16 protein-coding genes and 1 pseudogene are annotated in these 26,488 nt (G+C 59.5%); 7 read left to right on the forward strand and 10 right to left on the reverse strand.

Annotated features, from left to right (window positions below; genetic code table 11):
- Positions 1–68: 68 nt before the first annotated feature.
- Both J3P85_RS10875 and J3P85_RS10880 read left to right on the forward strand, forming a co-directional pair.
- On the forward strand, positions 69–773 hold the full coding sequence (locus J3P85_RS10875; protein WP_186706666.1) for a TetR/AcrR family transcriptional regulator: 705 nt from the start codon (positions 69–71) through the stop codon (positions 771–773).
- Entirely contained in the window at positions 763–1,548 is a 786-nt protein-coding gene (locus J3P85_RS10880; RefSeq protein ID WP_434705786.1) for a pyrroline-5-carboxylate reductase family protein, read from the forward strand. The genes J3P85_RS10875 and J3P85_RS10880 overlap by 11 nt, the downstream gene beginning before the upstream one ends.
- A gap of 98 nt (positions 1,549–1,646) precedes the next feature.
- Here the strand turns inward: J3P85_RS10880 and J3P85_RS10885 are convergent, their stop codons facing one another.
- Positions 1,647–2,168, reverse strand: a complete 522-nt coding sequence (locus J3P85_RS10885; protein WP_434570997.1) for a DUF4142 domain-containing protein — start codon at positions 2,166–2,168, stop codon at positions 1,647–1,649.
- Between the two features lie 217 nt (positions 2,169–2,385).
- Here J3P85_RS10885 and J3P85_RS10890 point away from each other — a divergent pair, with 217 nt between their 5' ends.
- Positions 2,386–2,628: a YdcH family protein gene (locus J3P85_RS10890; protein ID WP_186731019.1), complete on the forward strand. Its 243-nt coding sequence runs from the start codon at positions 2,386–2,388 to the stop codon at positions 2,626–2,628.
- A gap of 153 nt (positions 2,629–2,781) precedes the next feature.
- Here J3P85_RS10890 and J3P85_RS10895 read toward each other — a convergent pair whose 3' ends face one another.
- The 4 genes from J3P85_RS10895 to J3P85_RS10910 form a co-directional block, all read right to left on the reverse strand.
- The gene (locus tag J3P85_RS10895; RefSeq protein WP_250965925.1) at positions 2,782–3,645 is read right to left on the reverse strand and encodes a LysR family transcriptional regulator; all 864 of its coding nucleotides are present in this window, start codon (positions 3,643–3,645) and stop codon (positions 2,782–2,784) included.
- Positions 3,646–3,797: 152 nt separating this feature from the next.
- A complete protein-coding gene (locus tag J3P85_RS10900; RefSeq protein WP_434705787.1) occupies positions 3,798–5,516 on the reverse strand; it encodes a hydrogenase maturation protein in 1,719 nt (572 codons plus the stop codon).
- Positions 5,517–5,730: 214 nt separating this feature from the next.
- Positions 5,731–6,045, reverse strand: coding sequence for an SCP2 sterol-binding domain-containing protein (locus J3P85_RS10905; RefSeq protein WP_434705788.1), 315 nt, complete (start codon positions 6,043–6,045; stop codon positions 5,731–5,733).
- 50 nt (positions 6,046–6,095) lie between these two features.
- Positions 6,096–6,806, reverse strand: coding sequence for a histidine phosphatase family protein (locus tag J3P85_RS10910; protein ID WP_434705789.1), 711 nt, complete (start codon positions 6,804–6,806; stop codon positions 6,096–6,098).
- Positions 6,807–7,032: 226 nt separating this feature from the next.
- Between J3P85_RS10910 and sohB the strand changes: the two genes are divergently transcribed.
- On the forward strand, positions 7,033–8,064 hold the full coding sequence (sohB, locus tag J3P85_RS10915) for a protease SohB (RefSeq protein WP_434705790.1): 1,032 nt from the start codon (positions 7,033–7,035) through the stop codon (positions 8,062–8,064).
- A 359-nt stretch (positions 8,065–8,423) separates the two neighbouring features.
- On the opposite strand, the gene J3P85_RS10920 is transcribed toward sohB, so the two are convergent.
- The 3 genes from J3P85_RS10920 to J3P85_RS10930 all read right to left on the reverse strand — a co-directional run bounded on the left by J3P85_RS10920 (position 8,424) and on the right by J3P85_RS10930 (position 11,319).
- On the reverse strand, positions 8,424–8,918 hold the full coding sequence (locus J3P85_RS10920) for a DUF934 domain-containing protein (protein WP_123413203.1): 495 nt from the start codon (positions 8,916–8,918) through the stop codon (positions 8,424–8,426).
- Positions 8,902–10,560 carry a nitrite/sulfite reductase gene (locus J3P85_RS10925; RefSeq protein WP_434705791.1) on the reverse strand — a complete coding sequence of 553 codons (1,659 nt, stop codon included), beginning with the start codon at positions 10,558–10,560 and terminating at the stop codon, positions 8,902–8,904. The genes J3P85_RS10920 and J3P85_RS10925 overlap by 17 nt, the downstream gene beginning before the upstream one ends.
- A gap of 540 nt (positions 10,561–11,100) precedes the next feature.
- Positions 11,101–11,319 (reverse strand): DUF2970 domain-containing protein, encoded by a 219-nt coding sequence (locus J3P85_RS10930; protein WP_250965358.1) that lies wholly within the window; start codon positions 11,317–11,319, stop codon positions 11,101–11,103.
- 264 nt (positions 11,320–11,583) lie between these two features.
- On the opposite strand from J3P85_RS10930, the gene J3P85_RS10935 reads away from it, so the two are divergent.
- Together J3P85_RS10935 and J3P85_RS10940 are read left to right on the forward strand one after the other, a co-directional pair.
- The gene (locus tag J3P85_RS10935) at positions 11,584–18,372 is read left to right on the forward strand and encodes an NEL-type E3 ubiquitin ligase domain-containing protein (RefSeq protein ID WP_434705792.1); all 6,789 of its coding nucleotides are present in this window, start codon (positions 11,584–11,586) and stop codon (positions 18,370–18,372) included.
- A gap of 182 nt (positions 18,373–18,554) precedes the next feature.
- Positions 18,555–20,042, forward strand: a complete 1,488-nt coding sequence (locus J3P85_RS10940) for a hypothetical protein (RefSeq protein WP_434705793.1) — start codon at positions 18,555–18,557, stop codon at positions 20,040–20,042.
- Positions 20,043–20,128: 86 nt separating this feature from the next.
- Here J3P85_RS10940 and J3P85_RS10945 read toward each other — a convergent pair.
- Positions 20,129–20,791: pseudogene (locus tag J3P85_RS10945) on the reverse strand (vitamin B12 dependent-methionine synthase activation domain-containing protein); the annotation flags it as partial.
- Between the two features lie 282 nt (positions 20,792–21,073).
- Here J3P85_RS10945 and J3P85_RS10950 point away from each other — a divergent pair.
- On the forward strand, positions 21,074–22,552 hold the full coding sequence (locus tag J3P85_RS10950; protein ID WP_434705794.1) for a hypothetical protein: 1,479 nt from the start codon (positions 21,074–21,076) through the stop codon (positions 22,550–22,552).
- A 219-nt stretch (positions 22,553–22,771) separates the two neighbouring features.
- Here J3P85_RS10950 and metH read toward each other — a convergent pair whose 3' ends face one another.
- A complete protein-coding gene (gene metH / locus J3P85_RS10955; protein WP_434705795.1) occupies positions 22,772–26,482 on the reverse strand; it encodes a methionine synthase in 3,711 nt (1,236 codons plus the stop codon).
- Between the last annotated feature and the right edge of the window lie 6 nt (positions 26,483–26,488).

The raw sequence follows: 26,488 nt of genomic DNA on the forward strand, positions 1-26,488 counted from the left end.
ACTTGGGTGTACATTCAGCGGTCATCCAAGTACATTCGCGCTACGCATGATTGAAGAAGGTAAGCAGGATGCCCCAGGTAGGAAAGGCACGTGGCAAGGCCCAGGACGCAGGTTGGCGGGGCTCGCCGGAGGGTTGGCTGGAAGCGGCCTATGAGGCCCTGAAGGAGTCGGGCATCGATGCGGTGCGGGTCATGCCGCTGGCCAAGCGCCTGGGCTTGTCACGCACCAGCTTCTACTGGTTTTTCGAGGATCGCGAGCAACTGCTGGCGGCGTTGCTGTCGCGTTGGCGGGAGACCAATACAGGGGGGCTCATACGGCAAAGTGAAAGCTATGCCGAAAGCATTTCCGAGGCGATCCTGAATGTGTTCGAGTGCTGGCTCAATCCGCAATTGTTCGACTCGCAATTCGAATTCGCCGTGCGCAGTTGGGCGCTTCAGTCCGCTGAAGTGGCCCAGGAGGTGGCAGTCGTGGACGAGCAGCGCATGAATGCCCTGGCGAGCATGTTCAAGCGCTTCGGCTACGACACCCAAGGCGCTGATGCACGGGCCCGAACGATCTACCTGACACAGATCGGCTACATCACCATGAACACCACGGAGTTGATCACCGTGCGCTTCCAGCGCATCCCGCATTACGTGAGCATCTTTACTGGCAAGGTCCCCAAGCAGCGTGAGTTGGATCGTTTCTATGGGAAGTTCGGCTATGCCGAAAAAGAGCCCGGTGTCTTCGTTCCGCTGACGGACACTTTCGAAGGCAATGCCGATGATCAATAAAACCTTGGGGATCATTGGCGGCACCGGCTGGTTGGGTGGCGCGATTGCCAGGGCGGTCCTGGCCAAGGGACTGGTGCCGGCGGGGAACCTGATCATTTCCAATCGCTCGGGCAACCATCCGTTGGCTGAACAAGGCGCTCGCCTGGTCGCGGACAACCAAGGGTTGGTGGATCGTAGCGACGTAGTGATCATCGCGGTGCGCCCCGAGCATTTCGCCAGCCTGGGCATCGATGCGACGGGCAAAACCGTGATTTCCTTGATGGCCGGGATTACGGCGCAGATGATTGCCGTGCAGACGTCAGCTTCAGCGATCGTGCGGGCGATGCCCAACGCGGCGGTGGAAATCGAGCAGTCCTTTACGCCTTGGTATTGTTCGGCCGGGGTAGGAGCGGCAACGAAAAACCTGGTGCAGCGTGTGTTCGAATGCGTAGGCACCGCGGCAGAAGTCCAGCAAGAGGACTTCATCGATTACCTCTCTGCGCTCTCGGGCACCGGCCCGGCCTTTCCGGCCTTGCTGATGACGGCCCTGGCCCGTCAGGCGATGTTGGCCGGCATACCTGGCGACATCGCGCAGATGGCAGCAAAAAATGTCGTGGTCAACAGCAGTCAACTGCTGGCCAATCGTGATCCCCAGCAGATGATCGACGCCTTGGTGGCTTATCGGGGCGTCACGGCCGCAGCCTTGCAGGTGATGAGCCAGGGGAATTTCGAAGAGCAGGTGGGGAGGGCGTTGCAGGCCGGTGCCGCGGTGGCTCGCAAAGGGCTTCAGGCCTGATAAGAATTCGAGATACAAAAACGGCGCCTTCCCCTATGGGGAGTAGCGCCGTTTTTTCTTGAGCGAGCCCTATGTCGGCTCAAGGGCCGGGCTTGCCGTTACTTGCTTGGGTGAGCAGCCTGAAGTTTCTTGGCTTCATCCAGGTGGTGTTGCAGGTCCGGCAGCATCTTCTGGGCGAACGCCTTGAGTTCTGTACTGCCAGCTTTCTTGTCGTCGGTAACGGTGTTGGCTTCTTTCTTGAACAGCTCGATGGTTTCTTCGTGGGCCTTGACCTGGTTGTTGGCGAAGGCCGGATCAAAAGACTCATCGCGCACGTCGAGAATCTTCGCCTTGGCTTTTTTCATCAACGTGGTGTCGTCGGGTACCTGGATGTCATGTTTCTGAGCCAGCGCCTTCAGCTCTTCATTGGCCTTGGTGTGGTCGGTGATCATCTTGTTGGCGAACGCCTTGATGTCCGCCGATTGGCTTTTTTGCAAGGCCAGCTTGCTGGTTTCGATTTCCGCAATGCCACCGGCCGCCGCGTTGTCGACAAAGTCATTTGAAGTCGCGGCCCATGCCATGCCCATGCTGGTACTCAGGGCAACTGCCAGGCCGAGTTGACGCAGGGTAAATCTGTCCATAGGTAAGTCTCCACACAGGTTGTACAAGTGATTCTTGTGGTCACTGATCAATGGAGAGCGGTGCGTTGGCAAAGGTTTGATCGCAATGCGCGACGGTACGACGAACGGTCACCGCTGGTCGGATTGGCGGTCGACAGAACCCCGTCGACGAGGCCATCCTGATAATCGATGGGCGTCGAAAGGACGCCTGCCACCGATCCATCAAAGGAGGTGTTCCATGCCGGTGTCCCACGATTTGTGCCAGGATCTCAACTGCACAAAAGACCACATCAAGCAAAGACGGGCCGAGAATCCAAGGCTCGACTCGTTACTTCAAAAATACTCCGAACTGGATGCCGAAGTGGTCGACGCCGAGAAGCCATCCTCCGCCGTGCTGCCCGACGAAGTCCTAGAGACGCTCAAAAAGAAGCGATTGCTGATCAAGGACGAGATCATGGCTCACATGAAGAGCGAGCCATAGCGCCGACTGCTTGTGAGGACTTTTGTGGCGAGGGAGCTTGCTCCCGCTGGGCTGCGTAGCAGCCTCTGGATCTCGTGAGCGCTGCGCATCGAGCGGGAGCAATCTCTCTGGCCACCACAGGCCTCATGCCAGGCAGGCCAGCAACACAAACCGTCAGGTCAACGGATCCCAGCGCTGGGACCAGTCACTACCGGTCCTGACGATCTCCCGCAGCACTTCGAATGCCTGTTGCAACGCCGCCGAATCCCGGTCCCTGGAATACACCAGGTAGGTCGGGTAGTTGAACTCCGGCGCCTTGGGCACCCGCTCCAGGATGCCGCTGTCCAGGTAGCTCTGCACGACCCGTGTGCGGAAGTAGCCGCTGCCACCATTCTCGAGGATGTATTGCAGGGCCAGGGGACCGAGGTTGAAGGTCACGGCGGCCTTGGCCTTGTCCGGTAGCGCGGTGTCGTGTTGGCGCCGGAAATCCGCGCTCCAATCGATGTACACGTAGGGTTCGGGACGGGCGGCCAGGCGCACCAGGATGAGTTTTTCTTCCAGCAATTGTTCCACTTGCAGGCGCGGCCAGTATTCGGGTTGATAGACCACCGCCGCATCCAGCAGCCCCAGCTCCAATTGCTGCAGCAGCTTTTCGCCGTCGCGGATGTCCATGCGCAAGGCATGGCCGGGAATTTTCTCGCGCAGTGCACCGGCCCAGGCCAGCATCAACGGGTTGCACAGGCTGACCTCGCCACCCAGGTGCAAGACGTTGCGATAGCCCTCGGGCAATGGCAGGTCCCGGCGGGCCGCTTCCCAGGTTTGCACGAGCTGGTTTGCGTAGACCACGAAGGCCTCGCCGTCGGTGGTCAAGCGCGCGCCGGCACGGTTGCGCACGAACAGCGCGCAGCCGAGCTGGCTTTCGAGCTTCTGGACCCGGGCGGTGATCGCCGTCTGGGTCACGTGCAGCTTCTCGGCCGCTGCGGCGAGACTGCCGTGGCGGACGATTTCCAGGAAGGTGCGGGCGAGGTCGATGTCCATGGTCAGGCCGATGCGGGGGAAGCGGGCATTGTAAGAGCTGCTGCGCCTCTCTGATACCGTCATGGGGCCGCTTCGCGGCCCAGCGGGAGCAAGCTCCCTCGCCACGGGGTCATCTTCTTCTTGAGTAAACAGTATGGTCTCGATGCTGGCTGTTATTCGACGGCTTGGGGTTGTGCCGCCCGGGCCCAAGGCGCAACCAGGCGATCGGGTGTACGGCAGGCCTTGTGCTTGAAGACGAAACGACGGCACTTGTCGGCGAAGCCGTGGCGATCGTCCACCATGTCGCGGCGCATCTGTGCGAGTTCGTCATTGCGACAGGCCTGGATCGCCGCCAGGCTTCGTTCGGCCTTGCGCACCCGGATGCTTTCGTAGGTCGGATCGAGCAGTGCGCGGTTGGCCCGTTGCAGCAGCCACAGGCCGAACTCGTCGGGGCAACGCGGGCCGATCTCCTGGATCATGCCGTAGCGCAATGCTTCCAGGGCGCTGATGGGCAGGCAGTCCTGGGTGAGTTTCCAGGCCATGTCCGGACCCACCGCGCGGGGCAGGCTGTAGGTCCAGTATTCGGAGCCGTACAAGCCCATGGTCGCGTAGTGGGGATTGAGCACGATGTCGTGGCGCGCCAGCACGATATCGGCGGCCAGGGCCAGCATCACGCCACCGGCCCCGGCGTTCCCCGTCAGGCCGCTGACCACCAGTTGCCGGGCGTTGAACAACTCCAGGCAGACGTCGTCGATGGCCTGGATGTTGGCCCACGCTTCCAGGCCGGGTTCGGCGGCGGCCTGGATCACGTTCAGGTGCACGCCGTTGGAAAAGCTGCCGCGTCCACCGCGGATCAACAGCACCTGGGTGTCCCGGGATTTGGCCCAGCGCAGTGCCGCCACCAGACGCTGGCATTGCTCCGTGCTCATCGCCCCGTTATAGAACTCGAACGTCAGCTCCCCGACATGGCCGCATTCGCGGTAGCGAATGGGTTGATAAGGCTCGTCGCTGAACGGCTGCCGGGCCAGGGAACTGTCGAGCACCGGGACGCCTTCGAGTCGGTTCGACAGGACATGGCGCGCCGGGCGCTTGAAGGTCTGTTCGCCGGGTTGCGGTTTGCGGCGCAGGGCGCCGATCCACAGGCCTGCATCCCCTGTTGCCACCAGCACCGCATCGTCACGCACGGCCAACAATTCGCCGGGCAGGCCATGGCGAACATCCAGATGGGCGTCGTACAGGTAGAATTGTTCGCCGGCCAGGCTGGCGAGCACACCGGGTTGACCGTCTGCGGCGTCGATGCAGCGCTGGATGAAAACGCTGCTGTCGTGCCAGCTGAAGCTGCGATCGTCCTGGGTCATGTTCGGTTGCAAGCGCCCGATCACGTCAGGGCGGCCATAGTCCAGCGGCACCGGGACGAAACCGTCGCGGTGTTTTTCCACCACCTCGCGGATGCAATGAATGGCCGCGTCGCTGACCGGGCCGTTATACAGCTCGGATTTGCGCAGGCCCTTGGGCAGGTCGAATTCGCAGGTGGCCCAGATGGGGCCTGCGTCCATTTCCTCCACCGCCTGCAAGGCGGTGACGCCCCAGCGATCGGGCTGCCGGGTGATCGCCCAGTCCAGGGCACTGGCACCGCGATCACCTACAATGCCCGGATGGATGATCACCACCGGGCGCCGTGGGTTGCGCCACAATTGCTTGGGTACACGATCCTTGAGAAACGGGCAGATCACCAGGTCGGCGCCACTTTCTTCGATTTGCCGGCAGACCGAGGCCGCATCGGTAAACAGCACAACGCTGGGGCTATAGCCAGCCTCGCGCAGGTCCAGCCAGGCGCGTTGGGTCAGGCCGTTGAAGGCGCTGGACAGCAGAACGATCTTCAGTGGAGGCATGAATCTCTCTTCCTTGAGATGCGCAGGCGCAGGCTCCCGATGAGCCGTCCCTGGCCTTGATGGAAGCGTTACGTTAGCGGTTGCAGGTGAAGCGGGAACTGACAGGGATCAAGGTTGTGTGCGGTGGGTAATCAGGGAGGCAGAAACACGAATCCCGCCACGGGGGCGGGATTCGTTTGCAATCGAAAGGTCCGCGAAGAGGGCGAACTCAATCTCAGGCCGGGAACAGCTCTGACAGTTTCATGGCCAGCATCATGTCGCCTTCGGTGCGCAGCTTGCCGCCCATGAACGCTTGCATGCCGTCGGTGCTGCCGTCGACGATGCCTTCCAGGGTTTCGGCGTCCATCACCAGGGTCACCTGGGCGTCAGGGTTTTCACCTTCCTGCAGTTCGCAGGTGCCGTCTTTGACGATCAGCGAGAAATTCTTGGTATCGTCGATGCGGAAACCGAATACCAGGTCCAGGCCGGCAGCGGCGGCTGGGTTGAACTTGGCTTTCATGGCTTGTACGGCGTCGGCTACGGAGGTCATGGTTCGATCCTTATTTGGGTGGTACAGCAAGGGTCTACAGTAATCCGGACTCAGCGAAAGGTGATGAGGTCCGGGGCCTTCAACAGTTGCAGGTGGGCATGGCTGTTGAAGGAAGCCAGGGCCACCTCGCGGCCCCTGAATTTCAGGTGGTTGAGCGAGGTGTTAACGATTTGCCAGTTCAGTTCGAAGGCCTGTCGGGCCGGTATCCGGGTGATCAGGTGAAGCAGGGCGGTGATGGTGCCGCCGGAGGTGAACACGGCGATCTTGTGGGTGTTGTCGGCTTGCTCCAGGATGCGCTGCAGGCCCGCCTGGACCCGTTCGACGAAACCCAGCCAGCTTTCCAGGCCGGGCGGGTCATACCGGCCGCTGAGCCAGCGCTCGACGATCAGCACGAAGATGCGCTGGAACTCGGCGCGGTTATGCGCAGCGTTGCGCAGGATATGCAGCGCCTCGGGCTCCTCGGGGAGCATGTCAGGCAGCAGGGCACGAATGACCGCGTCGGCATCGAACTCATTGAACGCGGCGTCGATTTCCAGCTCGGGGACCGGCATGCCGGCGGCAGACATCTGGCCCAGCGCGCCGACGGCGGTATCCTGTTGGCGACGCAGGTCACCCGAGAGGCAGCGATCGAATACGACACCAAGCTCGGCGAGGTGGCCGCCGAGCACTTGCGCCTGGCGTACGCCATTGGGCGAGAGGACATCGTAGTCGTCCGCACCAAAGGAGGCCTGGCCATGTCGAATCAGATAGATACTGCCCACGTCCGCGTCATCCCGGTACGTTGAAGGTTTGGCGAGGTTATGGGGATGGCGGTGAGCTGTCAATGAAAAAACATACGCTTGTTTGAAATGCCCGTTGCAGCCTTGCCCTGTCGCGCTCGCGTCAAGGTAACCATAGGTTTCTTGGCTGGCCGCGACGCAGGCGCATGGGTATGCTGGGACCGTTACGCGCCTGCGTTCAGTGGCGCATTGCATTTAAGGAGTTGCTGTGGAGTTTTTCATCGAATACGCCGGTTTCCTGGCCAAGACCGTGACGCTGGTGATCGCCATCCTGGTGGTGCTGGCCAGTTTTGCTGCGCTGCGCAGCAAGGGGCGGCGCAAGTCGGCCGGCCAGTTGCAGGTGAGCAAACTCAACGATTTCTACAAGGGGCTTCGCGAGCGCCTGGAACAGACGCTGCTGGACAAGGATCAACTCAAGACGCTGCGCAAGGCCGAAGGCAAGGCTGAAAAGGCCGGGAAGAAAAACAAGGACAAGCCGGCGACCAAGCCCCGAGTGTTCGTGCTGGACTTCGACGGTGACATCAAGGCCTCGGCCACCGAGAGCCTGCGTCACGAAATCACCGCGCTGCTGACCCTGGCGACGCCGAAGGATGAAGTGGTGCTGCGCCTGGAAAGCGGCGGCGGCATGGTCCACAGCTACGGCCTGGCTTCGTCGCAACTGGCGCGGATCCGTCAGGCCGGCGTGCCGCTGACCGTCTGCATCGACAAGGTCGCGGCCAGCGGCGGCTACATGATGGCGTGCATCGGCGAGAAGATTATCAGCGCGCCCTTTGCGATCCTGGGTTCCATCGGCGTCGTCGCGCAATTGCCCAACGTCAACCGTCTGCTGAAGAAACATGACATCGATTTCGAAGTGTTGACGGCCGGCGAATACAAACGCACGTTGACCGTGTTCGGCGAAAATACCGAGAAGGGCCGGGAGAAGTTCCAGGAAGACCTGGACATCACCCACGAGCTGTTCAAGAACTTCGTGTCCAACTATCGTCCGCAATTGGCTATCGATGAAGTGGCGACAGGTGAAGTCTGGCTGGGTGTCGCGGCGCTGGATAAGCGCTTGGTGGACGAGCTGAAAACCAGCGACGAGTACCTGGCCGAACGGGCCAAGGGTGCCGAGCTGTACCACCTGCACTACGCCGAACGCAAAAGCCTGCAGGAACGCATCGGCATGGCCGCCAGCGGTTCGGTGGATCGTGTGCTGCTCAATTGGTGGAGCCGCCTGACCCAGCAGCGGTTCTGGTAATCCGGGAGAAGATGCTCACACTAAACTCTGTGGGAGCGAGCTTGCTCGCGATGACGGCGGCACATTCAACATCACCTGCCCAGGCAAACCGCTATCGCGAGCAAGCTCGCTCCCACAGTAGGTCCATGGTGGACTGAAGGTCCTAATTCCACCACCCATCTCTTGTGGGAGCGAGCTTGCTCGCGATGACGGCGGCACACTCAACATCACCTGCCCAGGCAAACCGCTACCGCGAGCAAGCTCGCTCCCACAGGGGGCCCTTGGTGGGCTGTAGATCAGGTTCTGCTCCCCATCATCCATCAACAAAAAAAAGCCCTGAACCGGCACACCCGGAACAGGGCTTTTTCATGTATCAGCTTTCAGCGACGACGGAACAGCGGCAGCGGCTCGTCAGTGGCGGCCTGGTAGGTCACCGAGAAGTCCTTGAGGCTTTCGAGGGCTTCATAGGGGTCTTTGTCGGCGCGCAAGGCGAAGGCGTCGAAACCGCAACGGCGCATGTAGAACAACTGGTCGCGCAGTACGTCGCCAATGGCCCGCAATTCACCCTTGAAACCATAGCGGTCACGCAGCAGGCGGGCGTTGGAGTAGCTGCGCCCGTCGGTGAAGGCCGGGAAGTTCAGGGCGATGACCTGCAACTGGTTGGCATCATCACCGATTTCCTCGGCTTCCTCGTCGGCGTCCAGCCACACACCCAGGCCGCCGTCGCGGGCCTTGAGGGCATGGGCATGATCGCGCCACAGGGCCAGGGGCACGATCAGGTCGTCACAGTTGGAGATGCCATCGAAACTCGCGTCCTTGGGCAGCAGGTGCCAGGTTTCGTCGATGACCTCGTTGTTCTTAATGATTCGCTGCATAGACGCGTTCCTTGAAGAGGTCGATGCCAATACGTTGGTAAGTGTCGATGAAGCGCTCGTCCGGGGTACGTTGTTCGATGTACACGTCGATCAGCTTCTCGATCACGTCAGGCATGTCGTCCTGGGCAAACGACGGGCCGAGGATCTTGCCCAGGCTGGCGTCGCGGCTACCGCTGCCGCCCAGGGAGACCTGGTAGAACTCTTCGCCTTTCTTGTCCACGCCCAGGATGCCGATGTGGCCGACGTGGTGGTGACCACAGGCGTTCATGCAACCGGAAATGTTCAGGTCCAGCTCGCCGATGTCGAACAGGTAGTCCAGGTCGTCGAAACGACGCTGGATCGATTCGGCGATAGGGATCGACTTGGCGTTGGCCAGGGAGCAGAAGTCGCCGCCTGGGCAGCAGATCATGTCGGTCAGCAGGCCGATGTTCGGCGTGGCGAAACCTTGCTCACGCAGCTCGCCCCACAAGGTGAACAACTGGCTCTGTTCCACGTCTGCCAGGATGATGTTCTGCTCGTGGGACGTGCGCAGTTGGCCGAAGCTGTAGCGCTCGGCCAGGTCGGCAACGGCGTCCAGTTGCTTGTCGGTGATGTCGCCCGGTGCGACGCCGGTTGGTTTCAGGGACAAGGTCACCGCGACATAACCCGGCTTCTTGTGGGCCAGGGTGTTGCGGGTGCGCCAGCGAGCGAACCCCGGGTGTTCCTTGTCGAGGGCAGCCAGTTCGGCGTCCTGATTGGCCAGCGCCTTGTACTGCGGGTCGACGAAGTGCTTGGCGACGCGATGCACTTCGGCTTCGGTCAGGGTGGTCTGGCCGCCACGCAGGTGAGCCATCTCGGCCTCGACCTTCTCGGCGAACACGTCCGGCGTCAGGGCCTTGACCAGGATCTTGATCCGCGCCTTGTACTTGTTGTCGCGACGGCCATAGCGGTTGTACACCCGCAGGATGGCGTCAAGGTAGCTCAGCAGGTCCTGCCACGGCAGGAACTCGTTGATGAACGCGCCGACCACCGGGGTACGTCCCAGGCCGCCGCCCACCAGCACACGGAAGCCCAGCTCGCCGGCGGCGTTGTAGACCGTCTCCAGGCCGATGTCATGGACTTCGATGGCCGCACGGTCCGAGGTCGAGCCGTTGATGGCGATCTTGAACTTGCGCGGCAGGTAGGCGAATTCCGGGTGGAACGTCGTCCACTGGCGAACGATTTCGCACCACGGCCGCGGGTCGATCAACTCGTCGGCCGCGACACCGGCGAACTGGTCGGTGGTGACGTTACGCAGGCAGTTGCCGCTGGTCTGGATCGCGTGCATCTGCACGGTGGCCAGTTCGGCCAGGATCTCAGGCACGTCTTCCAGGGCCGGCCAGTTGTACTGGACGTTCTGCCGGGTACTGATGTGGGCATAGCCCTTGTCATAGTCGCGGGCAATCTGCGCCAGCTTGCGCACCTGGCGCGAGGTCAACTGGCCATAAGGCACGGCCACGCGCAGCATCGGGGCGAAGCGCTGGATATACAGGCCATTCTGCAGGCGCAGAGGGCGGAATTCTTCTTCGCTCAGCTCGCCTGCCAGATAGCGTCGGGTCTGATCACGGAACTGCTTGACGCGGTCCTCGATGATTCGCTGATCGTACTCGTCATATACGTACATATAAGTCTCGGTCTCAGGCTTGGGCCGATCAGAAACAGCTGCATGTTGGCTCGCTGGAATCGGGTTCTGCCTCGGCAATTCTGCGCGCACGGCCGCGCACTCCTAGAGGAGCCGGTGCAAGATACCTGTTTTGAGTTATGCGCAAAAGTGATGTTTGAGTATATGTAAAGAACCAAATCGACTAATGAGACTGATTATTGCCTAACCCACATTTGTCGTACGGGCAATCATCGTCTTAACTGTGGTCGAGTCCCTATGCAATCACCTACAAAACCGACAAGAGGCGATGCAATGAGCAATCCGACCAAAGCAAGGAAAAGCGACAGTACTGTTGATGCCTGGGCCATTTTGTTCCTGATTATCCTGGTGGTGGGTACCGCAGTGTTCTGGGTCAGTCATCAATAATTTGTCGTCAACGCAATAGCCAATGTGGGAGCGAGCTTGCTCGCGATAGCGGTGTATCAGTCGCATCATGCCTGACTGAACAATCGCTATCGCGAGCAAGCTCGCTCCCACAGGATTATGTGTGGCGTTGAAGCGCTACAACCCCGCCAGATGCACCACCAGCTTGACGATGCCAAACAACGTCAAGGCGAAGATCGCCGTGAAAGCGATCCCCAATATCACGAAGTGACTCGGTTTGCCGTGGGTGAAATCCCGGGCGCGGTTCTTGCCGCTCTGCACGCCGAAAGCGGCGGCCAGCACGCTGTGCATCATCTGCAACAGCGTTGGCGGCTTGTTGTCGACTGGATCGTCCATAAATCCCTCATTAAAAGTCGTTCCCCTCCCAGCATAGTCAATCTGCGCCTTCGTGGAGGGTTCGGCCATGCTTGGGGATTCGTTACGATGTTTTCCGACGGCCTATAACTATCTACCGCCGATGCGGCTCGCCGAACGGGTCTGCTGTCGCTTCATTCAAAGGAGCGATGTATGCCACCCAATTCCCCACACTACCCGAAGAAAAAACCACAGCCAGGGTCACGAGCCACGGAGAGTGTGCACGCAGACTTTCTGGAGACTGCCATGCCTGCATGGCTTATCGAAGCATCGACACAACGCCGGCAGGCGCTGAAACAAGCCGGAACGCAGAAGCCCGCCTGGTATATGCACGCTTCGCCAGGCCAGCGTAAGGTCGTGGACGCCTGCTTCAAGGAAAGTACTGCCGCACAGATTCAACTGGATAAAACGATGTCGTCGTTCCAGGACATCGACACGTTTGCCAAGCCGTTGTTGGTCCAGGCGTTAAGAGATCAGTTCGGGATCCAGGTGGATGTCGACAAGACCTGGTTATGCCTCAGGCGAGCAATGGAAATGGGAATATTCAAGACGGAACTGTGCACGTTCGAAGTGTTGACGTTGCCCATGCTACAGGCCGCGCTGCACAACTTCGAAAGCTGGGAGTGTGATCCTCATGCCTACCATCACAGTTCGGGATTTGTCATGAAAGCAGGCACACACGGCACAGGCTCTCCCGTGGTACTGAACGTGTCGGTCGGTCAGTTCCTCACGCTGTGCCGTTCGCTGGATATCGGTGCGAAGTACCAGGCCTATCTCAAGTCTTTTTTCTATCCGGCCGACGCCCCGACCGAAACGACGCTTCGCGAGCATTTCCTTGCCAACCAGAAAGCCGCGATGAGGGCCGCCGCCGAGCAAGCGTTGTTGGCGAAGGATATCGAGCCCAAGGATCACGCGATGATTCTCTCGGTCATCAATGGCGAGAATAGTCCTCGGATAGGCAATACACCGGTCTGGTTCGACGACATGACGTTGATGAAGCAGAGGATGGTGGGCTGCGTCGCGTTTACCCCTTGCGAAATAGATCGCTACAGCGACGAAGTAATTCTCTACGTTCCCCATGACCCCAAGCATCCGCTAAAGCGATACAACGGCGATCAACTGAAAGCCCGTTTCAAGCAATTGCTCACCACCCCGGATACGGCGCAATCGCCAGACACCGGACCCACGCCTTACCAGCGTTTTTTCAGCCAGTTCGTTCCCTATGACAAGCGACCTTATTTCTTCAGCCAGTTTGTCCGGGAGGCTGCCGACTCCCCACGAGATCCATTGCGCTGGATCGCTGAGCCCATGAACAACTGGGCGGTTATCCTGGGGCCTGTCAGGCATTTGGTGGGCATTAATGAATTTCCCCCTAAGCATCCCAAAATGGAGCGCGAACCCAACCCCTACATCGCGCCCTCGTCGGTGGGCCAGAAAGGCCGCGTATTGTGGGCCGACAACCTCGATCCATGGCAGTACCTCTATGACCGGCACCGTGAACAGCTACTCGCCGATGCGCGCAGCCATGCGGTCCCCACGAATGATGTCGACGCCAAGGCGAGGGCAGCGAAACTGGCCAACCTCCTGCAGCTAGGGCTGTTTGCCGTGAACATCGCGTCCATCTTCGTTCCGGTGCTGGGCGAGGTGATGATGGTGTTCATGGCCGAACAGCTGCTGTACGAAACCCTTGAAGGTGCGGTGGAGTGGGGCGAGGGTGACAAACGGGCAGCCAAGGCCCACTTGGTCGATATCGCCGAGAACCTGGCAATGATGGCCGTGATGGCCGGCGCGGGCGCAGGAATCGGCAAGCTGGCCGCGATCAAGGCGGAGCCGGTGATCGAGCGTCTTGAGCCCGTGACATTGCCCAATGGCGAAACACGCCTGTGGAAACCCGACCTGAGTCGCTATGAGCGTGCGGTCACGCTCGACAGCACGAATATTCCGAACGCGTTGGGCCAATACAAAGTCGATGGGAAGGCCTATATCCGTCAGGGTGACAAGGTCTACGAGCAGTTTTTCGATGCATCGGTGCACAAATGGCGTATCAGGCATCCGACCGACGATGCGGCCTATCAACCCATCCTCTTGCATAACGGCGCTGGCGCCTGGCGCCATTCCCTGGAGCGCCCGATGACCTGGGATCGCCTGACGCTGCTCAGGCGCATCGGTCATGAGACTGCGGTATTTTCCGATGACGTGCTGCTCAGGCTCGCGGACATCAGCGGTGTCAGCGACAACACACTACGCAAAATGCATATGGACCTTGGGCCGCCGCCTCCCGAACTGAAGGATGCGATGCGCCTGTTCAAGACGGATGCCGAGGCAGGCCGCGTGATCGGCCAGTCGCAAGACGCAACGGGATCGGTCACCCGTTCGCAGGTTTTCAACAGGCTGTACAAGGGCACGGAACCTGCGGACGCTCGAATTCGCACGTTGCGACGTGAGTGCCCGGGCCTTAGCGAGGCCGCCGCCCAAGAGGTGATCGCCCATGGCAGCGCTGCGGATCTCGCCCGTCTGGATGCGACGCGCCGCGCGCCGCTGAACCTGTTGGAAGAGGCGCGTTGGTATGCGCGACAAGGGCGCCAGGTGCGGGCGTACGCAGGGTTGCGCAGCGAAAATATCCCTTCGGCCGACAGTCGGCGACTGGCATTGCGAGCCCTGGAAAAACTGCCGGGATGGCCGGATACGCTGCGCCTGGAAGTGCGTGAGGGAGGCGTCGAAGGAGCTTTGCTTGACAGCATCGGCGCTGAAGATGCACCGCAGAAAAAATACCTGATCAAAAACGGACCTCGTTATCAGGCGCTCAACCAATTGGGGCAGTTCCCTGACACGGGCGGCAACTTCTACCGTTCGATTCTCCGGGCGCTGCCTGAGGAATCGTCCTCCGCCCTGGGGCTGTCGGATGTCGAGCAAGGCGCCGTACTGCAACGCAAAATCATCGAATACGCAGACGTGCACCACAAGGAAATGACATCGTTCCTTGAACCTCATGCCAAACGTTTCAAGCCGCCGGTCCGCGTGAGCGCGACGCTCAAGGGTTACTACGCGAGTGGACGGGGCCAGGGGCTGGATCCGTCCCTCAGGGCACGGGTGGAAGAGCTTTATCCAGTCGCGGAGCAAGCAGACGCCTTTTTCAGGCAACAGCAGGGCAAGACAGATCGACAGATCTATTCGCTATTGCAAATTCGCCAGCGTGAGTGGCTGTCGCTCAATGACACGCTCGACCTTTGGCGGGGGCCTTCTACAGGCAGTCCTGCCGATTTCCACAGGCGTCAATTTGCGCAGGCGCTCAGGGAGAGTTGGCGCAATGGACCGTTGGCGCAAGATTCGGCCGAAGCGGCGCGACTATCGCTTTCCACCGAGGTATCGCCGCCTGAAATGCCCCTCGATTTTCCCCACGTGCGTGAATTGTCGTTGGTCGGCAACGGCCTGACAGACGCTAACGCGGATGCGTTCCTGGCGCGCTTCCCTGGCGTCACGAGATTGTCGATTGGCGGTCGAGAGCGCCAATACATCGGTTCTCTTTTCGCCCAAGCGCAGCACTTGACCACCTTGCCGCAGGCGGTGAACCAGATGCCAGGGCTCACCAGCCTGCGATTCTCTACGGCTGCTTCCTCACTGGCAGAGGATTTCCCGGCGACGCTCACCAGGCTGACCTCACTGGAGACGTTACATCTCGATTATTCAGGTTTCGATGCAGCAGTCATCGGTGATCTGGACCTGACACCGTTGAATCGTTTGCGGAGCCTGACCATCGAGGCGCCCCAGGCCCTGACGCAATGGCCCGAATATGTGCAGCGTCTTCCTCTGCTCGAACGCCTGGACCTGGTGCGCACATCGATCCATACGTTGCCAGATTGGCTATATGAAGGCCGTGAAGCGCTCTGGTCTGGCATGTCGCTCAATTGGTCGGCGCTGGCCCCGGAGTCGTTCGCGCGTGCCTACCGGTACGTCCGCGATTATGCCGGTGAGCTCGGCCATCTGGCCGATGTGGACCAGATGGTCGACGGGTACTGTCGCGGGCAATTGCGATTGCTCGTTGGTGAGGCGGAATTCTATGGGCGCCTGCCGGAGCGGTTCGACAGCACTCTGCACACTCACCAGGCACGCTTTGACGCGGTAGAGGCCATCAGGGCGGAACACGATGAAATTTTTGCGCAGTATGAGGTGACGGGGCCGGAAACATCGACGTCTTCGATGCCTTCGACACTGTGGTGGCGGGGCGGTGGACCCCTGTTCCGAGCCTTGCGAGACAGCTGGCGTCGTGCGGTTCGCCAACGTCTCGATTTACCGACGACTGAAGTCGCAACGTTCGAATTGCCGCCCTCCGAATCGAGTCTTCCCGCTAAAAAGCTGACAACGCTCCCGGTGCTGCCGGCCGGTAGCTTTTCCCATGTGGAAACGTTGCGCCTGGGATCGTTGGATGTTCCTGCCGCGCAGGCACGCAGCTTCTTTAGAGCGTTCACCGGTACGCGGACATTGGATATCAGCGGCAACGGCTTCAGCGAATTGCCTTTTGCCGCCGAAGACTTGCCGGTCTTGAAACAACTCGACCTGCGCGATAACAACCTGCTCGCCACGCCTGCGGTCCAGGCGCAGTTCAATGGCTTGCAGACACTTGAACAACTGAACCTGGAGAACAATCCCCTCAATGCCTTTGATGTCAGTGCCTTGACCCAACTCAGGGCCTTGAACCTCAGGTCAACCCGGCTGCAAGCTTGGCCAACCGGTGCCGAGAGCTTGCCGAACCTGTCCTGGCTCGACTTGCGGGACAACCAGATCCAATCGCTCTCACCCGCGGCGCTGGCCAGTGACGACATCCTGCTGAAGGTCGATGTGACCGGTAACCCCTTCAATCCCGAAGGCGAGGCGGCGCTGGGCGCGGCACAACGACGGGTCGAGGATGCGAGAGGGCTTTCCCATGGTGCTTTGGCTCGATTCTCCGGGGAGACTGTACCGTCCGAGTTCCCGCCGACAGAAACGAGTTGGTCCACGGCTCGACATCTATTAGCGCTCCCTGAGGCGTCGGCAGTGGTCGAGGGCGATGCCGGGCGGCAGCTTCGCCTGAGGCGGCTGGATCCGCTCCTGACACGGCAACAGACGGCCCTGGTGCTGGAGCGATGGCGTGAACAGGGCATGACCGACGGGCAAATCGACAGTCAGATCAACCAGTGGCACCAGGCGCATATTTCGCTGACGCGTCGATTGAATGGCTGGCTTTTTATCCGGGAAATACGCGTAGCCAGGGGCTCCGTGTCCGCGCACAGCCGCGCCCTTGCGGCGAGGAGCATTCGCGAGGCGTGGCAAAGAGAATTGATGCGTTACGGTGGCCCAGGGCAGACACTCAGCCTGCACGGCCTGCAGCTAGGCGACTTGCCTGAGCTGGTCGATTCGATTCCTGGGGTGACGATGCTGGATCTTTCGGGCGTCCTGATAACCGAACAAGGTTCAAACGGTTTCCTCGGGGCTTTTCCTCAACTGAGACACCTGGACCTGGGCAGCAATGAACTGAGGGCCGTACCGGATGCCGTCCTGCAAATGCCGCAATTGGAGCACTTGGGGTTTGGGTACAACAATTTGCCGTCGGGGGCGGCTTACCCATTATTGACCCATGGACGCCTGCGTTCGCTGAACCTCAGCACCAACGGATTGAGAGCATTCGATCCACCGGACTTTGGTCGGATCGAATCGCTGGATCTCAGTTATAACGAGTTATCAGACTGGCCCCGCCATCTGCTGGATGCGCATGACCTGAGGGTGCTGAACGTCAGCGGTAACGAGTTCATGGACCTTCCGCCGGACTTGCTCGATGGCAGTCATGAGGCACTCGTGGCCGGAATGGACCTGAGTGATAACGAAGACCTGTCGCTTCCCACCCTTCAAGCACTGAGGGATTACCTGGAAGAGGGTAACCACGAAGAAGTCATGGGCCTTTCTCGAGAAGAACTCGATGAATGGATCGCCGGGTTGGAAGCGCCGCAAGGCAATGGTTCTGATTTTGATGACGACTCGGAGGGTGGTGGAGGCGGCAACTTCCATCAGGATCCTCATGCCGTCTTCCCTGAGGCCGAACCTGTTCTCGATCCTACAGGCGATACGTCGGCGCAGGCGCTGGAGCAATGGTTGGTCGGCTCCAGCGATGATCAGATGACGGCTCGGAAGAAAATCTGGACGCAACTGGCCGAGGAAAGCGATCACGAGCGGTTCTTCCAGTTGCTCACCCATCTGCGTAACACCATCGAATTCAAGCGTAGCCGCGCGGCATTGACGCAACGGGTATGGAACGTCCTGGAAGCGGCCAGCGAAAACGGCGAACTGCGCCAGTTGCTGTTTCAGAACGCCGAAACCCACGGCACCTGCATCGACGGACGCATCTTGACGTTCAGCGAGCTGGAGGTTCGCGTGTTTGTCTATCAAGCGTTGCGCGACATTCCCCCCGGCAGCCTGGAGCGCAGGGGGCGGGCGCTGCTGCGCTTGTCCCGTCAGCTGTTTCGGCTGGATCGGGTCGATACGTTGGCCGAAGCGAATGGGCAGGGCATGGACCGGGCAGAGGTCCGCTTGCGCTATCGCATTGGCCTGACGAGTGGATGGGGCGACGGAATCGATTTGCCAGGACAGCCTGAACACATGGCCTATGGTGTGCCGGTCACCGAAGCGCAACTGGAACAGGTGCGCGCCTCGGTACTTGAGGCGGAGCAGGGCGATGAACTGCTGAAGGACATGCTGTCGCGTGAATACTGGACGACCTACCTGCGCGAGCGATATCCAGGACAAATGCGCGAAATAGGTGATGCTGCCTACCAGCGGCGCGAGTCTCTTCTAAATGAACTTGAGGACCGTCGCGACGAAGGTGATATCGATGCGGACGAGTACAGCCGGCAATTGAATGCCAAGAGCAAGGAAATCGACGACCTTGAAAGGCAGGCGTTGGTCGAGCTGACGCGAAAAGAGATGGGCGTATTGGAGGGCGTCGCCGATGAGTCGGAGCCACCGCGCAGCCGCTCGCCTCAGCCCGGACCGTCACGCCGCAACTGATCCATTGCCGCGTATACAAACGCCAACCCGTCGACAGCCTGCGCTGTCGACGGGTTCGTCTGCGGATTTTAATAGCGCAATCTAGGCCTTGCGAGCGCTTCTAGCTACTGTCAGATCTGACAGTAGCCGTGCCGTTGTAATGGGATCAGTCTCATGGTTCCTTCCTCATAAGGAAATACGCCATGAACACTGGAATTTCATCATCTCTAGCCGGGCGCTTCCGTTTGGCTGCACTGACGTTGGCAATTGCGCTGCCTGCGCTCGTCAACGCCGCGACCGATACCCCTGAAGGTTCGCCACAAGCAACGTCTGCAAGTGTGTACGCCGATGCGATCGGCAGTTCACGCTTCGAGCGCTCCGGGCTCAGGGTTGAGCAGGGCTATACGGTAGAAAGCGGTAATTTATATACCCGTGACGGTAAGGACGGTAAAACAGGCTCATTGGTGGTCGTCAGGTCGCCTGACGGTGCGGTCACCGCTCTTGTCGATAACCCTGGGGGTAAGCGGGGTTTGTTGTTGGTTGATGCGCAGGGGAAAAGCACGTTTAAAGAGGACCTGCCTTATGACTATATGACGCCTGATACAGTTGAGTCGGCTGATTCGGCTGAAGTTTCAACGCCTGCAGTGAGTGATGCACAGCCTGGGGCGATGAGGTATATCGATATGTTGGTGGCATATTCAACCGCTACCCTGGGTCATATTTTTGATCCCGTCATGAATGCCCTCGCACAACTTGAAACAGCGAATCTTGGTCTCAGGAATTCACGTGTCGAGGACCTTGAGTTGCGACTTGCCGCTGTTAATATATTTGATGTGAATCATGATACTTCCTCCCAAGGGTTGGCCAATTGGCAAAGTATGTTGCACTCGTGGCGTAGTTTGTATCGTGCTGATGTGAATGCTGCCTTTACGGTGGGAGGTGATGCGGGTGGGCGGGCCTATATGCCTGGTTATACCAGCGTTAACGATATTAGATATTCAGGCGGCGCTTTCCGACATGAAATAGGACACAATGCTGGCGGAAATCACTGTAATGACGGCTCAGCCAGTTATAAGTTTGGCTATGAAAGCGATACGTCCACAACTTACCTTTGTGGCAATATGAGCCCTTATTACTCTACGCCTGCCGTTAACGATGCCTCCGGCAACCCACTAGGAAATGCGCAGACAGCCGACATGGCGCGGGTGTGGCGAGAAAATGCGTCAGACATGGTGAACTACAATACCGCACTGCCAAGTCCGAATATGGTTTTCGTTTCTCCCCCGGGCAGAGGATATAAAGCGGAAACAAAGTACTTCTCTGTACCTCAAGGGGCTGAAGTAGGTTTCGTCGCACTGAATCCATATAATGGTCCCACCCAGCTGGTGCCTTACGATCCCTATACTTTAACGCGGGTGAATGTAATCATGCGTAACACCGTTGGAAATGAGTTTACCATAGCATTTACCGCTAAACGCCTACGGTCAGCAGCTTGCAGTTCGCAGATGAACGCATACAGTGGCTGTACGGAGGATAATCGGGTGGGCCTTCAGTTTTCGTATCTTCCGGGGAGTCAAGAAAATGTTTCGTTACCACCTGGCATCTACAACGGGGCTCTAGAGCTGGAAGCCCGAGACAGGGGCGGTAGTTGGAGGCAGAAGTTCATTGTGGCTTTATCGGTTGCCAAATAAGCAACGCAGAAAAAATCAAGGCCTTTGGCAATTAATCGATGAACCTATCGAGTAGTCGCCAAAGGCCAATCTACTTAGACTGAATATCAGTTGTCATAACCCAAATTCGGCGCCAACCAACGCTCCGTCACGCTCAAATCCTGGCCCTTGCGCACCGTATAGCTCTGCACTTGATCCTTATCGATCTTGCCCACCGCAAAGTACTGCGCCTGGGGATGGGCGAAATACCAGCCGCTGACCGCCGCCGCCGGGAACATGGCGTAGTGTTCGGTGAGGAACACGCCGCTGCGTCCGGCTTTCATTTCACTGGCCTCGGGATCGAGCAGGCGGAACAGCGTGGCCTTCTCGGTGTGGTCCGGGCAGGCCGGGTAGCCGGGGGCAGGGCGGATGCCGGTGTATTGCTCCTTGATCAGCGCCTCGTTGTCCAGGCTTTCGTCCTTGGCGTAACCCCAGTGTTCCTTGCGCACCTGCTGGTGCAGCCATTCGGCGCAAGCTTCGGCCAAACGGTCGGCCAGGGAGAAGTTCGGCTTACCGTCGGTCTTGATGATTTGCTGGCGCAGGTGATGCAGACGCGCCAGTGGCTTGCCGTCGTCGCCATAGATTTCCAGATCGTCGTCATGCACCTGGTTGGCCGGCCAGAAGCCGAACACGGCGCGGGCGCTGATGAGTTTCTCGTCGATCAGCTTGCGTAGCATCGCCCGGGCATCGGCGTACAGCGCCGTGGCGGCTTCGCCGACCACTTTGTCGGTAAAATGAGCGTTTTGGAGGGCGTCACCGATGAGTCGGAGCCACCGCGCAGCGGCTCGCCTCAGCCCGGACCGTCACGCCGCAACTGATCCATTGCAGCATATATAAATACCGACCCGTCGACGGGCCGGTATTTATTCCTGCACTGTCGATGGGGCCGTCTGCGGACGTTAATCGCGCATTCTTCGCCTTGCGAGCGCTTTTAGCTACTGTCATATCTGACAGTAGCCGTGCCGTTGTAATGGGATCAGTCTCGTGGTTCCTTCCCCATAAGGAAATGCGCCATGAACACTGCAACTTCATCATCTATAGTCAGGCGCTTCCGTCTGGCTGCACTGACGTTGGCAATTGCCCTGCCTGCGCTGGTCAACGCCGCGACCGATACCCCTGAAGGTGCGCCACAAGCAACGTCTGCGAGTGTGTACGCCGATGCGATTGGCAGTTCACGCTTCGAGCGCTCCGGGATCAGGGTTGAGCAGGGCTATACGGTAGAAAGCGGTAATTTATATACCCGTGACGGTAAGACAGGCTCATTGGTGGTCGTCCGGTCGCCTGACGGTGCGGTCACCGCCATTGTCGATAACCCTGGCAAGCGTGGTTTGTTGATGGTTGATGCGCAGGGGAAAAGCACGTTTAAGGAGGACCTGCCTTATGACTATATGACGCCTGATACGGTTGAGTCGGCCGAAGTCCCATCGCTTGCAGCGAGCAAGCCACCGTCTAGCGAACCGCGCTATATCGATATGTTGGTGGGGTATTCTGCCAATGCCTTGGCTCGTTTGAATGCTGACCCTGTCGCTTATGCGCTTGCACAACTTGAAACAGCGAATCTTGGGCTCAGGAATTCGCGTGTAGAGAATCTTTCTTTACGCCTTGTGGGTGTCAATGTATTTAACCTGAATGAGAGTGTTGAAGATATTACCGAAATGCAGTTGATAATGTGGAAGAGTAAGTTAAAGACATATAGGGATAAGTACGGTGCTGATGTGATTGCTGCCTATGCGGTGGGGAAAAGCGGTATTGGGGGGATAGCCACACTGGGTGGTGATGCCTCTTTAAATAGCTGGCGCTTGCCAACCGCGTTTCGACATGAAATTGGGCACAATGCTGGCGGAGCGCACTGTAATGATAATCCAGCCAACTATAACTTCGGTTATAACAACGGTAAAACCAGCACCATCCTCTGTGGCAATAGCAGCCCTTATTATTCGACACCTGCCGTCAGCGATGACCACGGCTTGCCATTGGGAAATGCGCAGACAGCCGATATGGCCCGGGTGTGGCGAGAAAACGCGGCACGTCTGACAGGGTATAGGGCGGAGTTGCCAGGCATGCGTATGATACTCGTTAGTCCGACGGGTACCGATCCGAGTGTGACCGCCCGGCTGTCCATCCCCATTGGCGCTGGGATTGACGCAGGCGTCGTTGCATTGGATTCGGCTACAGGACCTACCCAATTGGTGCCCTATGTACAAAATTCCGAATCTCGTCTGAATGTCAAATTGTTGGATGGCGGAGGGTGGAGAGAGTTCGATGTCACATTCCTTGCTCGACGCATAAGAGGCAGTTGCCGTTCAGAGATGAACTCAGGTACTGAATGTACGGGGGATGCTAATGTTGAACTGGAACTCAGTTATTTGCCGGGCGGGGATAATGCATCTTTGCCTTCCGGATACTACAATGGATTCCTTCAGCTGGAGGCGCGCCGGCCGAATTCCGATTGGAAACTACCGATCAATATAGGGATTTCGGTTTGGAAATAGACCCGCGTGCCATTACGCGAGCCTCGGAGCGTTTTGGGAGAAAGGATAGATTATGGTTATTGCCACCTGTCGAGACGGCTATTTTGGAGAAGCTCTATTTAGTGTTAGGAAATTGCTGTAAATAGCCTTGAGAAAATCGCGGCCTTCGGCAGCTATTGAATGGGTGTATTCATGCAAGCTGCCGAAGGTGCTATCTGTTTGGGCTAAACAGGCCGGATATCAGTTGTCATAACCCAAATTTGGCGCCAACCAACGCTCCGTCACGCTCAAATCCTGGCCCTTGCGCGCCGTATAGCTCTGCACCTGATCCTTGTCGATCTTGCCCACCGCAAAGTACTGCGCCTGGGGATGGGCGAAATACCAGCCGCTGACCGCCGCCGCCGGGAACATGGCGTAGTGTTCGGTGAGGAACACGCCGCTGCGTCCGGCTTTCATTTCACTGGCCTCGGGATCGAGCAGGCGGAACAGCGTGGCCTTCTCGGTGTGGTCCGGGCAGGCCGGGTAGCCGGGGGCAGGGCGGATGCCGGTGTATTGCTCCTTGATCAGCGCCTCGTTGTCCAGGCTCTCGTCCTTGGCGTAACCCCAGTGTTCCTTGCGCACCTGCTGGTGCAGCCATTCGGCGCAGGCTTCGGCCAAGCGGTCGGCCAGGGCCTTGACCATGATCGAGTTATAGTCGTCGCCGGCTTCCTGATAAGCCTTGGCGACTTCTTCGGCGCCGATGCCGGCGGTGGTGATGAAGCCGCCGACGTAATCGGTGATGCCGCTGTCCTTCGGCGCGACGAAGTCGGCCAGGGAGAAGTTCGGCTTGCCGTCGGTCTTGATGATCTGCTGGCGCAGGTGATGCAGGCGCGCCAGTGGCTTGCCGTCGTCGCCATAGACTTCCAGGTCGTCGTCATGCACTTGGTTGGCCGGCCAGAAGCCGAACACGGCACGGGCGCTGATGAGTTTCTCGTCGATCAGCTTGCGCAGCATCGCCCGGGCGTCGGCGTACAACGCCGTGGCCGCTTCGCCGACCACTTCGTCGGTGAGGATGCGTGGGTACTTGCCAGCCAGGTCCCAGGAAATGAAGAACGGTGTCCAGTCGATGTATTCGGCCAGGACGTTCAGGTCGATGTGGTCCAGCACCTTGGCACCGGTGAAGGTCGGCTTGACCGGCTGGTAGCTGCTCCAGTCGAACTGCGGCTTCTTCGCCACGGCCGCCGGGTAGCTCAGGCGCTCGGTGCGGGCGCTGCGGTTGGAGGTGCGCTCGCGCACGTCGATGTAGTCCTGGCGGGTTTTCTCGACGAACGCCGGCTTGAGCTCCTTGGACAGCAACTGGGTCGCCACGCCCACGGCGCGGGAGGCGTCGGTGACATAGATCACCGCATCGTTGCTGTACTTGGGCTCGATCTTCACCGCCGTGTGGGCCTTGGAGGTCGTAGCACCGCCAATCATCAACGGCAGATGGAAATCCTGGCGCTGCATCTCCCGCGCCACGTGCACCATCTCATCCAGGGACGGGGTGATCAGGCCGGACAGGCCGATGATGTCGCACTTCTGCTCCTTGGCCACCTGCAGGATCTTTTCCGCCGGCACCATCACGCCCAGGTCGACGATGTCATAGCCGTTGCACCCCAACACGACGCCGACGATATTCTTGCCGATGTCGTGGACGTCGCCCTTGACCGTCGCCATGAGGATCTTGCCCTTCGCCTCCGGCTTGTCGCCTTTTTCCGCCTCGATGAACGGGATCAGGTGCGCCACCGCCTGCTTCATCACGCGGGCGGACTTGACCACTTGGGGCAGGAACATTTTGCCGGCGCCAAACAGGTCGCCGACGATGTTCATGCCGGCCATCAGCGGGCCTTCGATCACCTCGATCGGTCGGGCGAACGACAGCCGCGACTCCTCGGTGTCTTCGACGATGTGGGTGGTGATGCCTTTGACCAGCGCGTGCTCCAGGCGCTTGTTCACTTCCCAGCCGCGCCATTCTTCGGTTTCCGCTTCCTTGACGCTGCCGTCACCCTTGTACTTGTCGGCGATGGCGAGCAGGGCGTCGGTGCCCTCGGGTGTACGGTTGAGGATCACGTCTTCCACGGCGTCGCGCAGCTCCACCGGGATCTGGTCGTAGATCTCCAGTTGGCCGGCGTTGACGATGCCCATGGTCAGGCCCGCACGGATCGCATACAGCAGGAATACCGAGTGAATCGCCTCGCGCACCGGGTTGTTGCCGCGGAACGAGAACGACACGTTGGACACGCCGCCGGAGGTCAGTGCGTAGGGCAGTTCGTCGCGGATGTAGGCGCAGGCGTTGATGAAGTCCACGGCATAGTTGTTGTGCTCCTCGATACCGGTGGCAACGGCGAAGATGTTCGGGTCGAAGATGATGTCTTCCGGCGGGAAGCCGACTTCGTTGACCAGGATGTCGTAGGAGCGCTTGCAGATTTCCTTCTTGCGCGCCTCGGTGTCGGCCTGGCCGGCTTCGTCGAAGGCCATCACCACCACCGCAGCGCCATAGCGCTTGCACAGCTTGGCGTGATGAATGAACTGCTCGACGCCTTCCTTCATGCTGATGGAATTGACGATGCCCTTGCCCTGGATGCACTTGAGGCCCGCTTCGATCACTTCCCACTTGGAGGAGTCGATCATGATCGGCACCCGGGAAATGTCCGGTTCGCCGGCGATCAGATTGAGGAAGGTCACCATGGCCTTCTTCGAATCGAGCATGCCCTCGTCCATGTTGATGTCGATTACCTGGGCGCCGGCCTCGACCTGCTGCAGGGCCACTTCCAGGGCTTCGGTGTAGTTGTCCTCGCGGATCAGCCGGGCGAACTTGGCGGAACCGGTGATATTGGTCCGCTCGCCGACGTTGACGAACAGCGAGCTGCGGTCGATGGTGAACGGTTCCAGGCCCGACAGGCGACAGGCCCGGGGAATCTCCGGAATCTGTCGCGGCGCATAGCCGGCCACGGCCTTGGCGATGGCTTCGATGTGCGCCGGGGTGGTGCCGCAGCAGCCGCCGACAATGTTCAGGAAACCGCTCTGGGCAAACTCTTCGATGACCTTGGCCGTCTCGGCTGGCAGTTCGTCGTATTCCCCGAATTCGTTGGGCAGGCCTGCGTTGGGGTGGGCCGATACGTGGGTGCTGGCCTTGTTCGACAGCTCTTCCAGGTACGGGCGCAATTCGCTGGCGCCGAGGGCGCAGTTCAGGCCCACGGAGATCGGTTTGGCGTGGGCCACCGAATTCCAAAAGGCTTCGGTGGTCTGGCCGGAGAGGGTGCGGCCGGAGGCGTCGGTGATGGTGCCGGAGATCATGATCGGCAGTTCGACGTCCAGTTCTTCGTAGACGCCTTGCACGGCAAAGATCGCCGCCTTCGCGTTCAGCGTGTCGAAGATCGTCTCGATGAGGATCAGGTCGGCGCCGCCTTCGATCAGGCCCTTGGTGGCCTCGGTGTAGTTCTCCACCAGTTCATCGAAGGTCACGTTGCGGTAGCCGGGGTTGTTCACGTCCGGCGACAGCGAGCAGGTGCGGCTGGTCGGGCCGAGCACGCCGGCGACGAAGCGCGGCTTGTCCGGGGTTTCCAGGGTCTTGGCGTCGGCCACTTTACGCGCCAGGCGCGCGCCTTCCAGGTTCAGCTCGTAGGCCAGGCCCTGCATGCCGTAGTCGGCCTGGGACACCTGGGTGGCGTTGAAGGTGTTGGTTTCCAGGATGTCGGCACCGGCATCCAGGTAGGCTTTTTCAATGGCGCCGATCACGTCGGGGCGGCTGAGCACGAGCAAATCGTTGTTGCCCTTGACGTCGCTCGGCCAGTCGGCAAAACGCTTGCCGCGGTAGTCCTGTTCTTCCAGCTTGTAGCTCTGGATCATCGTGCCCATGCCGCCGTCGAGGATCAGGATGCGTTCCTTGAGGGCTTGCTGGAGAAGATAAAGGCGAGCGCTGCGATCAGACATAGGACT

The sequence above is a fragment of the Pseudomonas sp. Z1-12 genome (assembly GCF_051132015.1).
In the GTDB taxonomy this organism is placed as follows: domain Bacteria; phylum Pseudomonadota; class Gammaproteobacteria; order Pseudomonadales; family Pseudomonadaceae; genus Aquipseudomonas; species Aquipseudomonas zanjanensis.